This window comes from Zobellia alginiliquefaciens, from assembly GCF_029323795.1.
GTDB lineage: Bacteria > Bacteroidota > Bacteroidia > Flavobacteriales > Flavobacteriaceae > Zobellia > Zobellia alginiliquefaciens.
Genome location: NZ_CP119758.1, coordinates 3,752,761 through 3,769,650, shown reverse-complemented (window position 1 = coordinate 3,769,650; position 16,890 = coordinate 3,752,761). Strand labels below are relative to the sequence as shown.

The following is a 16,890-nucleotide window of genomic DNA, read 5'->3' as shown; positions in this document are numbered from 1 at the left end:
CACTTATTTGACGCTAGATTATTAGATTAAAAATAATTTTATATATTTACCAAAACCATACTAGACCATACTAGTTTTATTTTCACTATTTCTATTCCATGCCACTTATGAAAAAGTTACTGATTGTTACCCTGCTCCTCTTTAGTTCAATTTCTTTGTTCGCTCAAGACGTACTCGTTGAAGCCGAAAGCTTTGATAATCCGGGTGGTTGGCTGGTAGACCCACAATTCGTTGAGCAAATGGGTTCTCCTTATCTGAATGCACATGGTATGGGAAAACCCGTAAAAAATGCTTCCACAAAAGTTAATTTCAATAAATCCGGTTCGTACCATATTTGGGTGCGCACTATGAACTGGGTTCCAGGGGAATGGGAAGCTCCTGGAAAATTTCAGTTAAAAGTGAACGAGGCCGTACTAGATACGGTATTGGGCACACGTTCCGGTTGGGGCTGGCAATATGCAGGCGAAACAAAAATCAATAAGAAAAATGAAACACATATAGAGTTAGTTGACCTTACTGGTTTTAACGGCCGCTGTGATGCCATCTATTTTTCTACCAAAAAAACAACACCTCCATCATCTCCTAAAAAGTTAGCGGCTTGGCGTCAAGAACTAGCTGCGGAACCAAATGCACCAGAGGAATTAAAAACCTATGATTTAGTGGTTGTAGGCGGAGGATTGGCAGGCTGCGCTGCAGCAATAGCCGGTGCAGAACAAGGTTTAAAGGTGGCATTGATTCATGATCGCCCAGTTTTAGGGGGTAACGCCAGTGAAGAGATACGTGTTCATACCGAAGGTATTTATGGCAATTTTGAGCGTATCCTTAAAAAAATAGACACCAAGCACTACCCTAACGGTTCGGCAGAATCTAAACTGGACCAGCAAAAAAGAGACGAAAATGTTAAGAGCTATGATAATATAGATTTATTCCTAAACTGGCGTGCTTATGATGCTATTTCGGAAGAAAACAGTGTAAAATATGTAGATGCCAGACAAACGTTTACAGGGGAAAGAAAACGGTTTACAGCACCCTATTTTGTAGACTCTACAGGTGATGGCTGGATAGGTTTTTGGGCTGGCGCCGAATTCTCGTACGGTCGTGAAAGCGTAGATACCTACGGAGAATATTGGGAAGAGCACGGTGAATTATGGAGTCCAAAAGAAGCGGATAATGCTGTTATGGGTTCTTCCGTTCTTTGGGGATCTAAAGACACGGATAGTCCGCAGAGTTTTCCAGAAGTACCTTGGGCCATGCCGGTATCAAAGGATTATGCAGAAGTCAATGGCGAATGGCAATGGGAGTTCAGTAGAAACGACCTGAGCCAAATTGACGATGCCGAAGAAATACGCGACCACATGCTACGTGCTATTTATGGTTCATTTTCCAATGCCAAAAAAGACGAGGTAAACAAGAACCGAAAATTGGAGTGGGTTTCATACTTGGTTGGAAAACGGGAATCGAGAAGACTAGTGGGCGACCATATTTTTACCTTTAACGATGCTAAAGAAGGACGTGAATTTCCCGATGGCGTCGTTATCGAGAAAAGAGCGGTAGACGTTCATTACCAAACGGTATTAGAGGACGAGAAAAATCCAGATTTCATTTCGGAAGCCTTATTTTATAGAGGGCCGCAATATTACATTCCGTACAGAAGCCTGTATTCTAAAAACATTAGCAACCTTTTTATGGCCGGTCGTAATTTCAGCTGCTCCCACGCAGGGCTCGGTGGGCCACGTGTTATGCTTACTACCGGGCAAATGGGTGCTGCCGTTGGTTATGCGGCTTCCCTTTGTAAAAAATACGAGGTTATGCCACGTGAAATTTACACAGGTTATTTACAGGAATATCTAGATTTAATAGAAGAACAGAAATACGAAAAGATTCCTACGTCTAAAAAATGAGAAGACTTGCATTAGGCATCCTTTTACTTCTAACCCATCTTTGTGAAGCTCAGTTTGGGTCGGCTGTTTCTTTTCCTAATAGTTCGGAAAAAACGGTTTTGGATAAGAGTCCGGAGTTTTTTGTGTTGAGTTGGAAACAAGGCACTATTCTAAATAGATCAGAAACCCCAATGGAAATTGTTGTGGATTCCGTAGGTGCTCAAAAAGTAAATATTTTTCAAGATAATTCGGATGCACCGGTGCTGTATTCCTCAAATATTATTACCCCAGTTTGTGCCGATGGCGATTGTAGACTGATGCATATTACTTTGTATTGGACGCTTTTGGGCGATTACGCCGGTTTTGACCGATCTAGCGAAGAACCGTTGACCAAACATGACCATGACGAATTTTTGTTCTCCGACTACTGGAAGCTTCATGAACTGCTGAAAGACCACAATTCCATTTTAAAAAGAAGGGCTATAGATGAGCTGGTCACAAAACCGAAGCCTTCAACAATAGAAGGCGTAGATGCTTTGTCCGGTGCCACTATAAAAGAGGTAAAAGAATCTGTTGTCTCCGGTGCCCTTTACTCCTGTTATGTAGCCTGGCACCTGGTGCATGGTGATATTAAAGACCAAATAAAAGCATTTACCGTTGCACAACAAACTGAAGGAATGTTGGTTCGCATGTTGAACAATGAGAACATTAACTATCAAATGTATGCCCTTGAAAATCTGACCAAAAATCAATATGACACCAATTTTTCAAGAATATCAAAGCTTTTTAAGTCGGGTATTCCACTAGTACGTTCGTTCATCATTAAAAATTTAGCGGAATCCTTTTCAAAAGAACCGAATAAGATGCAACCCTTTTGGGATGCTTTACCTTATATTGACATCAACACTCGAAGCTTGTTATTGCAACACATAGATACTGCATCGGAAGCTACGGTGACCTCCATTTCCGGACAGTTAAGTGTGCTCACTAAAAATCAGATACGAGATTTTTTATCACATTTAGAAAATAAATCGCAAATTTCCTCCGAAATTCTCAAGAATCTACGCAATTTTGCAGGTTCTAACAAAGAGAAGAATTCTTATCTTGTAGTTCAATTTTTAGAGGATAATAGCTAATCTGCCGTTTAAAATCTACTCTTTATGGTTTCCTTCATTATTTCTGTTCTTGTACTTATACTGGGTTATTATACCTATGGCAAACTGGTAGAACGTATTTTCGGAATCGACACGGAAAAGGAAACCCCTGCAATTCGTTTACGGGATGATATTGATTTTATGCCACTACCGGCTTGGCGTATATTTCTTATTCAATTTTTGAATATTGCGGGACTAGGACCCATTTTTGGTGCCATTGCGGGAGCCATGTTCGGACCTGCCGCTTTTCTGTGGATTGTCCTGGGAAGTATCTTTGCCGGAGCCGTTCACGATTATTTTTCCGGTATGCTCTCCGTTAGACATGACGGATTGAGTATTAGCGAAATAGTGGGCATCTATCTGGGGCCTCAGATGAAACATATTATGCGTTTTTTCACGGTGATATTATTAATTTTTGTGGGGACCGTTTTCCTAATGGGACCGGCAAAAATTATAGATGGCATGACCGGAAACATGTGGAATCTTTGGATATGGGTAGGTATAATTCTAGTATATTACATTTTATCCACCTTACTCCCAATAGACAAAATGATAGGAAAATTGTATCCTATTTTTGGTATTGCCATGCTCTTAATGGCCTTTGGATTGGTCATCGCCCTCTTTTTTGGAGACTATCATATTCCGGAATTGGTACCGGCAAATTTAGTGAACATGACGTCTGACCCGGAAGCAACGCCGCTCTTCCCCATTCTTTTTGTTACCATTGCCTGTGGAGCTATTTCTGGTTTTCATGCTACACAATCCCCACTTATGGCCAGATGTATGAAAAATGAACGGTTAGGGAGAAAAATTTTCTTCGGCACCATGATTACCGAAGGTATCGTAGCACTGATCTGGGCTGCCGCTGCAATGACGTTCTTTGGCAATGTAGGCGGTCTAAACGACGCTATGTTGGCCAATGGAAATAACGCAGCTTGGGCGGCTAATGAAATCTCTTTAAACATGCTAGGTAAAATAGGAGGTGTTTTAGCACTATTGGGAATTGTTGCAGCCCCAATTACATCAGGTGATACCGCATTTCGCTCGGCACGATTAATTTTATCAGATATTATTAAAACCGACCAGAAACAGATTAAAAATAGGCTTTACATCAGTATTCCCCTATTTATCATCGCCTTTGTTCTCACTCAAATTGATTTTGGAATTATTTGGAGGTACTTTGCTTGGAGCAACCAGACCTTGTCCACCGTGGTCTTATGGACGATTACCGCATATCTTATTTATGAAAACAAATTGTATTGGATAACCCTAATTCCGGCCATATTTATGACCATGGTATGTACCACATATATACTTATTGCTCCAGAAGGCTTTGAACTAGAGAACAACATTGCCTACATAGGCGGTACAGTCCTTACCATTGGATTTTCATTACTGTTCTGGTATTATGCCGTTCAGCGAAAAAAAGTTTATGTGAGTTTAGGGTAAATTCTATTTCTAGAAAGAGCTTCTAAGAATCAGTTGGCTCTCATTTCCTTTCCGCTCTCTTCGTCCTTCTAAAATCATTTTAGCGGCTTCTTCTCCCATTTTCTTAAAATCGGTACTGATAACGGAGATTCCTCCATCTAAAATTTCCTTCGTACTCGTATCATTATAGCTGATAAGGCCTATTTCATTACCTAATTTCCAACCCACTTTGCGACACATTTTTATAATCTCTACCATATCTCTATCATAAGCATCAATAGTGATGTAGAGACAACCTTTCTCAAAATAATCCGTAGAAAAGCCATTTTGAACATCGCTTTCAAAAGAAAATTCAGTACAAAATCGTTCAAAGCCTTTCTGAACAAAATCTCCGTGAGGTGCATTTAATGGGTTCAATAGCATCAATTTGTTATACTTTTTCACCCTTTCAAGATTCTCTGACAGCAAATTGAAAATGTCATTTTCAAAATCTTGAAAAACCATGCCACAATCCCCATCAATATTAGGCTCATATTTATCTAGAATTATAAGTTTTTCCGGTGGAACCTTGTTCAGCACCTTCTTCACTGTTTTAGAATCCCTTATATATGTAGTGATAACGAAATGTGTATAATTTTTAAGATTGTCTAGAATTAATGGGGCAAATATCTCTTCGTTTTGATGATGAAAATAAAGACGAACCTTTACTTTATCACCTAACCGAGCAATTAAAGAGTTATATAAATCCTCTTTAAAAGGAGTAAATTTATCCAACATAAAAAACACCTTGAATTCCGTCTCTACGGAAAGGTCATTAACAAAGTAACCTATCTTGTCCACGGCCCTAACGATGCCCTTTTCACTAAGGTGGTTGAGCGCTTTAAATACGGTTTCTCGACTAAAATTAAAATGTGCCGATAGCTTGTTTACTGAAGGTAAACGCTGATTAAGAACCAGTTGCTTTTGTTCAATTTGAGAGGTAATACTGTCTGCCAGCAGAAGGTATTTGGGCTTCTTTGAGTTCTTTTCTATACTAAGCTTTACCATCTGTTCTGTCTTGTCAATTTGGAAAAACGCAAAAATACTAAAACCAAAATTATCTATTCTGTAGCCCAATTTGCAACAATTCGCTCCACTTTATAGAATAATCATCGATTTTTCAGTTTCTAATTTAGACAAAATCAGCTTAATAATCTTGTGACACCTCATTTTCGAGCAAGAAAAATCTTATAAATTATCAGGATATTTAAGAGAATACCAATCCTTACACCCTAAAATTCAACATTTAGCAAAAAATATTTGGCAAATATAGAATAATGTTATTTATTTGTTAAACAGACTAGACCAGACTAGACTTTTATTGGTCTGTATTGTATAACTCTCAATTATCAACTAAAACTACTCTTATGAAACAAGCAATTGTATGCTTTCTCCTCACGGTATTTGCATTTAGCGAAATATCGGCCCAAATTACGGTTTCGGGTACCGTAAGTGATGAACAAGGTGTTCCCATACCCGGGGTCAACATTGTAGAAAAGGGAACAACAAATGGAATTGTGGCCGACTTTGATGGCAATTTTTCCATTGAAGTACCTGAAGATGCCACTCTGGTATTCAGTTCAATTGGTTACGGAACCATTGAAAAACCAGTAAACTCCCAATCCACGATCAATGCTACCATGGCGGAAGAAGCGTCACAACTAGACGAAGTGGTCGTAGTGGGCTACGGGACCCAAAAAGCGGTTAATCTAACCGGTTCTGTAGAAACGGTAAAAGCGGAAGAAATAGCAAAACAACCGGTTGCCCAAGCCTCTCAGGCACTAGCAGGTCTTGTTCCTGGTCTTACCGCAACCCAGTCCAGTGGCCAGCCCGGTGCCGATGGTGCCGCTATTCGTATTCGCGGTGTAGGCACTCTAGGAAATGGCGCTAAGAACAATCCCTTGATCTTGGTAGATGGTATCCCGGATGACATTAACGGATTGGACCCTAGTGATATTGAATCCATATCTGTTCTTAAGGATGCTTCGGCTTCTGCAATTTACGGGTCTCGTGCCGCTAACGGTGTGATTCTTATTACTACCAAAAGAGGTAAGGAAGGTAAAATATCAACAACTTATAATACCTACGTAGGTATACAAAGCGTAGCGCAAAACTTAAAGTTCATGGACGCTTTGGGATATATGGAAGCCTTTAATAGCGCTGAGCCAGGTGCATTCTCGGAAGAAACCTTAAATCAATACCGTTCTGGGAATGGGGTTGGTACAGAGGCATTGCCCAATACGGATTGGGTAGACCTTCTTTTTAGTTCTGCAGCAATACAACAGTACCACAGCTTGTCCGTTCGTGGTGGTTCAGAAAAACTGAAGACCGCTAGTTCTATCTCTTTTACAGATCAAGAAGGTAACATAGCAAATTTTGATTTTCAGCGATACAACGGTAGGTTCAACATAGATTATGCGCTTAGCAAAAAGCTAGATGTTGCCTTTGACTTGAACTTTAGACGAGAAGTAAAAAGCCAGCCTGCAAGACTGCAAGACCTTACGCGGTCTGCATACCGATTACAGCCGCTATTTGTTGCGTATAATGATGACGGCACTTACGGCTCTGGTTTTGGTGGCAGTAATCCTGTTGCACTTGCAAACTCGACGGCAAAAGACGAAACAATTTCTAATTACTTTAGAGCGCTTGCCAAAGTAACATACCGGCCTTTTAACAATTTCTCTATTTCTGCAACCTATGCTCCTCAGTTTTTTGACAGAGATCAAGACGACTATAGAGCTAAATATATGTATTACGAAGGTTCTGGAGGAACAATGCAAACTTCTGTTGGAGGTGGTTCTTCTGAAAGTTCATTGTTCAAACAAACTTTTACCACTTTCCAAGACAACTTCAACGCTGTTGCCAACTGGGGAAAAGAATTTGGAGACCACAACGTTTCTGTTTTAGGTGGATATGAATTTTTAAAATTTCAATCTGAAATATGGTCTGCAAGCAGAAGAGGTTTCGTACTTGATGACTACAGAGGTTTAGACAATGGATTACCTGATACCCAGCTAAACTCAGGAAATTCCACACTTAACGGACTAGAGTCTCTATTTGGTAGATTCAATTACTCTTATAAAGACAAGTATCTTTTAGAGGCCAATGTTAGGAGAGATGCTTCCTCTCGTTTTGCAGAAGGTTTTCGTTCTGCAACCTTTCCTTCATTCTCTTTGGGATGGGTAGTATCGGAAGAAAACTTCTTAAAAGATAGCGAAACGTTGAACTTCCTTAAGTTTAGGGCTTCTTGGGGTCAACTAGGGAATCAATTTATCTTTTCGGCAAATCAAACGGATAACAATGGAGACGCTGTACAAGGAGCTGATGGCTCTGCGGTGGCACAGGAGGTTAATTTCCCTTATACGTCACTATTTGGTCTAGGTAACGCCAATGCTGTAATTGGTGGTACGCCAATTGTTGGTGGGGCACAGACGGTACTGGCAAATTCACAATTACAATGGGAAACGGGTGAGACCCAAAATATTGGTGTCGATGCAAAATTTTTAAACAGTAGACTTTCGTTTACCGGTGAATACTATGTACGTAAGACCAAAGACATTTTATTAGGCGTTACCATACCTACTTCCGTTGGCCTTGATGCTCCAGTCCAAAATGCCGGTGAAGTTTGGAATACAGGTTATGACATTTCAATTGGATGGAACGATATGATTGGTGAGGATTTTAGATATGGCATTAACCTTAACTATTCCGGTTTTGATAATGAAATCAAAGATTTGGGCGGATTGAACCAATTACCTCCTACAAACACGATAAATAGAGTTGGCGAGGAAATAGGTGCTATCTACGGTCTAAAGGTAGAAGGCTTATATCAAGAAAGTGATTTTGACACAGACGGAAATCTGAACAGCGCATTACCAAGTCCTGGTTTTGGAGCTATTCAGGCCGGTGATATTAAATATGCCGATATTTCTGGACCGGATGGCGTTCCTGATGGTGCCATCACAAATGATGACCGTACCATTATAGGAAGCAACATTACTACCGAAAACTGGGGGCTTGAGCTTTTCTCAGCGTATAAAGGTCTAGACCTTTCTATTTCTCTATTAGGAGCAGGAGGACGTGATGTAGTGTTGGAAGGTGATGCAGGTTGGGCGTTTTACAATGCCGGTAAAATTCAAGAATGGCAAGGTGATTACTGGACTCCTGATAATACAGATGCAGAGTATCCTCGTTTAACCCCAGGTAGTTCTCACTCAAACTGGAGAGTTAACGAAACCTGGATGCACGATGCCTCATACGTAAGGTTAAGAAATGTAACCTTAGGCTATAAACTGCCACGAGATTTTATCGATAAATTCAATATTGCGAATGCTAGAATCTACCTATCAGGTCAGAACTTGGCAACTTGGGATAATATGCCAGATGGCATAGACCCATTAACCCCGCAATTCTCAACTGGGTCATTTTACCCTGTAACCAAGGTATTTACCATGGGGCTTAACGTAACTTTCTAATCGTATAATTTCTATAAAATGAAAAATATAAAATATATCATCATCTTAAGTATCGGCCTACTTGTTTTTGGGTCATGCGAAGACAATGTCCTTAATCTAGAAGATCCCGGAAGTCCTACCGATGCAACCTTCTTTAGAACGGAAGCGCAACTAGAGGTAGCCTTGACCGGTATTTACGAACAAATAAATTATGTTAGTTCGGTTCCTTTTCCACAATTATTGGATCACACCACAGATTACGCTTTTAACAGAGGTAATGTAGGGGGAACCATTGCTGCAACCACTGGAGGCCTTACCTCTACTGAAAGCCTTGTAAATGGTTTTTGGAACAATTTCTATACAGGAGTGCAACGCGCTAACAACCTATTGACCAATATGGACAAGGCGGCAGACGCATCAGACCCTAATCGTTTTGAGCAAATTAAGGCAGAAGCCCTTTTTCTACGTTCTCTTTTCTATAGTTACCTAACGGAACTTTATGGAGATGTTCCCTTTAGAACCGAGGTAACCTCGCTAGAAGAACTGGAAATAGTAGCCAGGACCCCAAAGGCTGAAATAGTAGCAAGCATTATATCTGATTTGCAGGAAGCTGCTGCCATACTCCCTCCTACCCAACCGGCTACGGAGAGAGGTCGTGCATCGGCAAACGCTGCAAACGCACTAATCTCGCGTATTGCTCTCTATAATGAAGACTACGAATTAGCGGAAAGTGCCGCTCTTAAAGTAATGAACTCGCCAGAAACTCCTTCATTGTACCCAGATTACGAGGGGCTATTTACAGATGCTGGTGTAGGTTCTTCCGAAGTGTTATTTGACCTTTCCTATATTAACGGAACAAAAACCCACGGCCTGTCTCAAAGACAAGGTAGTAGATTTGGTGGATGGTGCCAATTGGTACCTGCGCAACAAACGGTAGACAGTTATGAAACAATAAACGGATTACCTATTGACGAAGATCCAGAATACGACCCTGCTAATCCGTTCGAAAATCGTGATCCAAGATTGGCGGCAACAATTGCCTTGCCCAACAGAGTTTGGACGGGCCATATTATTCAACAGCATAGTGATAGTATTGCTACATGGCGAATAGAAGACGGTGTTAAAGTAGAGCGTGTATTCAACCCAAATTCGGCCAATCCTGCAGGACGTACCATAGTTGATCCTTATGACGGTACGGAATATGTAACCGGCGGCGCTAACCGTTTTACCGCTTTTAGTGGTTATTTCTGGAAAAAATTCTCGGATGCCCCAAGGTTATTGGGCTCATTATCCGGTGGACCTAGCCCATTACAATCAGAACAGACCATTTATTTGATTCGGTATGCCGAAGTACTTTTAAACTATGCAGAAGCTAAAATTGAAGCTGGTTCCATAGACGGTAGCGTTTTAGACGCTCTTAATTCCGTGCGTGAAAGAGCTTATGCCAATAGTGGCGTTCCTTTTCCTGCTGTATCCACTACCGATCAGGCAGAGCTTAGAAAAATTGTTAGAAGGGAACGTAAAGTAGAGTTTGCAGATGAAGGTTTAAGATTGTTTGATATTAGGCGATGGAAAATTGCCGAAAAAGTATTGAACACCACTCTTTTGGGTGGCCCCGCAAACGGATTCAGTAAAATAGGAGATTTAGGTTTTGTACCTAACATTGATGATGACGGTCATATAGATTATACCGGAGCACCAACACAACCAAGGGTGGAGTTAGGCAACCTAGATTATAGAGAATTGGAAGAAAGAACTTTTGATGCAGGCAAGCATTACTTATGGCCTATACCACAGGCGGAAATTGATGCCACAGAAAAAGTTGTTACCCAAAACCCAGGATATTAAAAAGTGTGTTAGTTTTTGTTAGTTTTAATGAAATAGGAGGTACAAGTTTACCTCCTATTTCTTAACTAGCAAACTTATAAACAGTAAATCCAGCATTAAGAATGGGCCCAATAGATATTACAGTTATACTGATTTTCACTTTACTTGTCTTTGTATGTGGATTAAGCTTCTCAAAGTCGGGTAAAAACATGAAATCATTTTTTGCCGCAGGTGGTGCCCTACCTTGGTGGATGAGTGGTCTCTCCCTGTTTATGAGTTTCTTTTCCGCAGGAACATTTGTGGTATGGGGCTCCATTGCATATTCAAGTGGTTGGGTCGCCATTACCATACAAACGACCATGTGCATAGCCGGTGTTCTAATCGGTTTTTTCATTGCACCTAAATGGCAAAAAACAAAAGCTTTGACCGCAGCAGAATTCATTACGGATCGTTTAGGTTACAGCACTCAAAAAATATACACTTACCTATTTCTATTAATATCCATCTTTACCACGGGTGCCTTTTTGTACCCAGTCGCTAAAATTGTGGAAGTATCAACGGGTTTCCCTATAAGCACGAGCATTATCGTCTTAGGTATTTTAATATTAATATACACCGCTGTTGGCGGACTTTGGGCAGTAATTGTTACAGATGTACTTCAGTTCGTTGTACTAACTGCAGCTGTTTTAATAGTGGTTCCCCTTTCGCTAGATAAAATTGGGGGGATGAACAATTTCATTACACAAGCTCCCGAAAACTTTTTTGCTTTGGTGAACGAAGAATACACTTGGGGCTTTATGATTGCCTTTGGATTGTACAACCTTTTCTTCATTGCAGGAAACTGGGCCTATGTACAACGTTATACTAGTGTAGCCACGCCCAAAGATGCAAAAAAAGTAGGTTGGCTCTTTGGCGGACTCTATTTGGTAAGTCCTTTAGTTTGGATGTTGCCGCCAATGATCTATAGAGTTCTTAATCCGGAATTGGGCGGCTTGGCAGATGAAGGCGCCTATCTCCTAATGTGCAAAGAAGTGTTGCCGGTAGGAATGTTGGGCCTAATGTTGGGCGGAATGATTTTCGCTACTTCCAGCTCGGTAAATACCACCCTGAACATTTCTGCAGGAGTTTTGGCAAATGACGTTTATAAGCACTTTAGACCTAATGCAGACGGAGATAGACTTGTAAAAGTAGGTAGATTGGCCACCATATTTCTTGGCGTTCTTACCATTATCATAGCATTATTGGTTCCTTATATGGGCGGTATTGTAGAAGTAGTTATGAGTCTAGCGGCCATAACTGGCGGTGCTATGTTCCTACCTCCTATGTGGGCTTTATTCAGTAGACATCAAACAGGTAAAAGCGCTCTGATTGTTACGGTTATCACCTTAACAATTAATGCTTTTTTCAAATTCTTGGCCCCTACCCTTCTAAATTTTTCATTTGACAGGGCTCAGGAAATGGGATTTGGAATGGGTATTCCCATCGTTCTACTAGCGGCATTTGAAATATATGCCCGTACACAAAATACCACAACGGTAGAATATGACAATTACCAACTTAAAGTTGCTCAAAAAACATCGGAAGCGGAAGATGATGCTGCTTCTGGAAACAAAAAAGGTACTCGGGTCATAGGTATAGGCGTAGCGCTCACCGGCCTAATGATTTTAATACTGTCGTTCATAGCCGAAACTGGTGCCATATTAGTGGGTAGCATGGGATTTTTAGTAATGCTTTTAGGTAGTTATATCATTTTTAAAGCCACTAAAAAACACCCTGATCAAATGGCGCAATCCAATTAAGGCATATAAAATCCAAATCTAATTACTAAAGTACAAATCGCATTTTATGATTTCAGAAGCATATAGTTCCCAAACCAGAAAAACAAAGACCATACCCCTAGAAGCAGACTTGGTGGTTGTAGGTGGTGGTCTATCAGGTGTTTGCGCTGCAATTACGGCAGCCCGCTCAAACCTAAAAGTTGTCCTTATACAAGACCGACCCGTGCTTGGCGGCAATGCGTCTTCCGAGGTTCGTTTATGGAGCTTGGGTGCCACCTCCCACATGGGGAACAACAACCGTTGGAGCCGTGAAGGTGGATTAATCAATGAGATCCTATTAGAAAACCTAAAACGTAACAAAGAAGGAAACCCGTTAATTTTTGATACGGTTTTGCTTGAGAAAGTCTATGAAGAAAAAAACATCACCTTACTGTTGAACACAGCGGTGTATGAGGTTGAAAAAGGCTGTGATGAAAAAGTGAAAAATGTGACCGCTTTTTGTAGTCAGAACTCTACTACGTATATCGCCTCATCGCCTTTATTTTGTGATGCCTCCGGTGATGGTATTGTTGCTTTTATGGCGGGCGCCTCTTTTAGAATGGGTGCTGAGACCAAAGGAGAGTTTGATGAAGGTTTTGCCCCTAATATTAAAGATTATGGGAACCTTTTAGGGCATTCTCTTTATTTTTACACCAAAGATGTAGGCAAGCCTGTTTCATATACAGCACCTTCTTTTGCTATAAAAAATGCAGAAAACCTTCCTCGAATAAAAAATTATCAACTCGGAGACCATGGTTGTAAATTATGGTGGGTTGAGCATGGCGGTCGCCTTGACACCGTTCATCAGTCCGAAGACATTAAATTTGAGCTTTGGAAAGTTGTTTATGGCATTTGGGATTACGTAAAGAACAGCGGAAAATATCCGGAAGCGAATAACCTTACGCTAGAATGGGTAGGTACGATTCCCGGAAAGCGAGAAAGTCGTCGGTTTGAGGGCGATTTTATGCTGACCCAAAAAGATATTGTAGAACAACGCGATTATTACGATGCGATTTCATTTGGCGGTTGGGCAATGGACCTTCACCCTGCAGATGGCATCTACAGTGAACATAACTCGTGCACGCAATGGCACGGCAAGGGAGTATACTCTATCCCATATCGTTGCTATTATTCCAAGAACATAGATAATCTTTTTTTAGCGGGTAGAATCATCAGTGCCAGTCATGTTGCCTTTGGTTCCTCTCGTGTTATGCTTACGTGTGCCCATGGTGGGCAGGCGGTAGGCAAAGCAGCGGTTCTATGTAAAGAAGAAGGATTACTTCCCAGAGATATTGCATCTAAAGATAAAATAGAAAAATTGCAATTGGCACTGAATAGAGATGGGCAGAGTATTCCTAGACTTTCGTTGGAAGATACTGCGGACTTAACAACTAACGCAACTATCCATGCTAGTTCCACTTTGGAATTCAATGGTTTCGCTGCCGCGGATGATTGGCAGACCTTAACCTTTGGTCTTGCACAGATGCTACCTTTAAAAGCCAACGAAAATATAACCCTTGAAATTGAAGTTGAGGCTGTAGAGGATACCGTTTTGGAACTACAACTTAAAAGCAGTTCGGCATGTACGCATTTCACTCCTGATATTGTTATCGACAAACAAGAAGTTGAGCTTAAAAAAGGGAAGCAGACCGTCACTTTTTCAACTACTAAAACGCAAAGTCAAGACCATTATTCATTTTTCTGTCTTATGAAAAATGAAAATATTAAAGTTCGTCTTTCAGATGATCGTGTTACCGGTTTAATGACTGTAGAGAACAAAATAAACAAAGCTGTTTCTAACTACGGGAGACAAGACCCACCTGCTGAAATTAATGTAGATAGTTTTGAATTTTGGACGCCTCAACGTCGCCCTGAAGGAAAAAACATAGCTCTTAAACTATCAAAATCACTATCAGTTTTTCAGACCGATAATCTAAAAAATAGCGAAGTACGTCCTACTTCGAACGGAAACACTAATGCTTGGGTAGCGAATATAGAGGACAAATCTCCTAGCCTTGCGCTGCACTGGAATGAAAAAGTAGATATTAAAACCATTAAGCTCTTTTTTGACTGCGATTATGACCATGCCTTAGAAACTACATTGATGGGCCACCCCGAGGAGGTCATTCCTTTTGTAGTATCCGATTACCGGATAAAAGATGCTTCAGGTTCTATTCTTAAGGAAGTGACAGGAAATTACCAAGCCATAAACACTGTTGAATTGGAAGAATCCATTTCCACGGAAAAACTTCTTTTCGAATTTATTCAAAATGAAGAACAAATACCTGTTTCGGTTTTTAAAATATCGGTTTTCGCATAAAAAAAAATCAGTAGTATGAAAAAAGTAAAATACCAGTTTAGCCTTGTCATTGGTCTCTTTATGTTGATTTCGGCCTGTAGAAATAGTAATTCTCAGAAAGAAACGGCTACCTCAATGACAAGGGGCAATACAACCGTTTCCTTATTTACGGCAACCAACGGACAACTTGCTTTTCAGATTCATAAAGACCAAAAGATTGTTCTTGATACTTCCCTATTAGGTATTTTTATTGATGAGAGGCAACTGGGGAAAAATGCAGAAATAATACTTGAAGAACAAAAAGAAATAAAAACAGAATATCCGTTAAACGGAATTAAGAGCGAAGCTTCCTATACAGGAAATCAATACACGTACATAATTTCAGAAGCAGATGGAAGCCAATGGAATTTAGAATTTCAGCTTTCTAATGAAGGTGTAGCCTACCGGTATATTGTATCTGGTAATGGTACTCAAAATGTAAAGGGTGAAGAAAGTAGTTTTAAATTGCCCAGCGAAACCAAAGTCTGGTACTTTGAACGCGATAGCGACTGGAAATTAAAATCGCACGCCGGCGAATGGCTCTCCGCCGATATTTCCGAAATGCCTACCGTTTCTAAAATGGGGCCGATACAAGGGTTAACACTAACTTGTGAGCTTCCACAAGGTGGTTATGCCTTGCTAGCAGAAGCTGCTCTCTATAACTACAGCGGTATGCGACTAGAAGCCATTGGCAACAACACGTTCAAAGCTAATTTTGAGGAAGGCGATAATGGTTTTGCTATCAACGGAAAGGTTACCACTCCATGGCGCTGTATTCTTTTGGCAGATAACCTTAATGATTTAGCGAACAACACCATGGTGGCATCGTTAAACCCTGCTCCTGATCCTGAAATTTTTAAAAATACAGATTGGATAATTCCCGGAAAATCCGTTTGGCACTGGTGGTCAGGGAAATATGTAGATTATAACGAAGAACATGATATGGTAGATGATGCCCAAGCTTTAAATTTTGCCTATTCCATGGTAGATGAAGGCTGGGAAAGATGGGCAAACAAATGGGAGTCGGTTACCAAACTTTGTGACTATGCGGAGGAAAAAGGTGTTGGTATTTTTGTATGGAAACACTCCAAGGAAATTAACTTCCCAGAAAACGATTATGCCTTAATGGGCCATTTTTTAGATAGCGTGAAGCAAACTGGTGCCGTTGGAGTAAAAGTGGATTTTATGAACGGCCAGAGTAAAAGTATCATATCGTTTGATGAAGCCTTATTGAGAAAAGCGGCAGAAAGACAATTGATGGTCAATTTTCACGGCTGCCAACAAAGTTCCGGCGAATACAGAACCTACCCGAACGAAGTTACACGTGAAGGTATACGAGGTTTGGAGGTCAACCATATGAAAGAAGGTCCCTTAACGGCTTCCCACAATGCGGCATTGCCGTTTACAAGATACGTAACCGGACACGGAGATTACACGCCATTAGGGTTTACTGAACCGGGGGAAACCACATGGGCTCATCAATTGGCCACATTGGTTACTTTCTACTCCCCTTTTAACTGTATTGCGGAAAATACTCAGTTTCTACTTAAAACCAAGAGCATTCAACCCGCGTTGGATTTTATTAAGACCGTACCTTCGGTCTGGGATGAGACCTTTGTCTTTCCCCAAAGTAAAATTGGTGAATTAGCGGCCATAGCCAGACGTACGGACAACAATTGGTATTTGGGCGTTCTACGTAGTGGCCCGGCCCAAGAACTACAAATTGACTGTAGCTTTTTAGGCGATGGTGAGTATACTGCTGAAATATTTACGGATGACACCAAAGCCAAACGCATCAATTTAGAAGGACTCAATAACGAAGCTAACCTGCGCCAATGGAACACGGCCGTTCCTTTTAAAAAATCATCGGAAACGGTCTCCAAGGAAAAAACACTTACGGTTCACCTAGCGGAACATGGTGGTGCCGTCATAAAATTTATCAAAAAATAAAAA

The 16,890-nt window shown here is 40.7% G+C and carries 9 protein-coding genes; 8 read left to right on the top strand and 1 reads right to left on the bottom strand.

What is annotated here, in order from left to right; translation table 11 throughout:
* Positions 1-107 precede the first annotated feature (107 nt).
* From P0077_RS15630 to P0077_RS15620, 3 genes are read left to right on the top strand one after another with little or no spacing between them, the layout of a single operon-like run.
* Entirely contained in the window at positions 108-1,901 is a 1,794-nt protein-coding gene (locus tag P0077_RS15630; protein ID WP_276166145.1) for an FAD-dependent oxidoreductase, read from the top strand.
* The gene (locus P0077_RS15625) at positions 1,898-3,016 is read left to right on the top strand and encodes a hypothetical protein (RefSeq protein ID WP_276166144.1); all 1,119 of its coding nucleotides are present in this window, start codon (positions 1,898-1,900) and stop codon (positions 3,014-3,016) included. Before P0077_RS15630 ends, P0077_RS15625 begins: the two co-directional genes overlap by 4 nt.
* A 24-nt stretch (positions 3,017-3,040) precedes the next feature.
* On the top strand, positions 3,041-4,483 hold the full coding sequence (locus P0077_RS15620) for a carbon starvation CstA family protein (RefSeq protein WP_276166143.1): 1,443 nt from the start codon (positions 3,041-3,043) through the stop codon (positions 4,481-4,483).
* A gap of 9 nt (positions 4,484-4,492) precedes the next feature.
* Here P0077_RS15620 and P0077_RS15615 read toward each other — a convergent pair whose 3' ends face one another.
* The gene (locus P0077_RS15615; protein ID WP_276166142.1) at positions 4,493-5,509 is read right to left on the bottom strand and encodes a GntR family transcriptional regulator; all 1,017 of its coding nucleotides are present in this window, start codon (positions 5,507-5,509) and stop codon (positions 4,493-4,495) included.
* 359 nt (positions 5,510-5,868) lie between these two features.
* Between P0077_RS15615 and P0077_RS15610 the strand changes: the two genes are divergently transcribed.
* The 5 genes from P0077_RS15610 to P0077_RS15590 all read left to right on the top strand — a co-directional run bounded on the left by P0077_RS15610 (position 5,869) and on the right by P0077_RS15590 (position 16,887).
* Positions 5,869-8,976: a SusC/RagA family TonB-linked outer membrane protein gene (locus P0077_RS15610; RefSeq protein WP_276166141.1), complete on the top strand. Its 3,108-nt coding sequence runs from the start codon at positions 5,869-5,871 to the stop codon at positions 8,974-8,976.
* An 18-nt stretch (positions 8,977-8,994) separates the two neighbouring features.
* Positions 8,995-10,803, top strand: coding sequence for a RagB/SusD family nutrient uptake outer membrane protein (locus tag P0077_RS15605; RefSeq protein WP_276166140.1), 1,809 nt, complete (start codon positions 8,995-8,997; stop codon positions 10,801-10,803).
* 188 nt (positions 10,804-10,991) lie between these two features.
* Positions 10,992-12,581 (top strand): sodium:solute symporter family protein, encoded by a 1,590-nt coding sequence (locus tag P0077_RS15600; RefSeq protein ID WP_276166139.1) that lies wholly within the window; start codon positions 10,992-10,994, stop codon positions 12,579-12,581.
* A gap of 46 nt (positions 12,582-12,627) precedes the next feature.
* Positions 12,628-14,919 (top strand): FAD-dependent oxidoreductase, encoded by a 2,292-nt coding sequence (locus P0077_RS15595; RefSeq protein WP_276166138.1) that lies wholly within the window; start codon positions 12,628-12,630, stop codon positions 14,917-14,919.
* 15 nt (positions 14,920-14,934) lie between these two features.
* Positions 14,935-16,887 carry a glycoside hydrolase family 97 protein gene (locus tag P0077_RS15590; protein WP_276166137.1) on the top strand — a complete coding sequence of 651 codons (1,953 nt, stop codon included), beginning with the start codon at positions 14,935-14,937 and terminating at the stop codon, positions 16,885-16,887.
* The last annotated feature ends 3 nt before the right edge of the window (positions 16,888-16,890 follow it).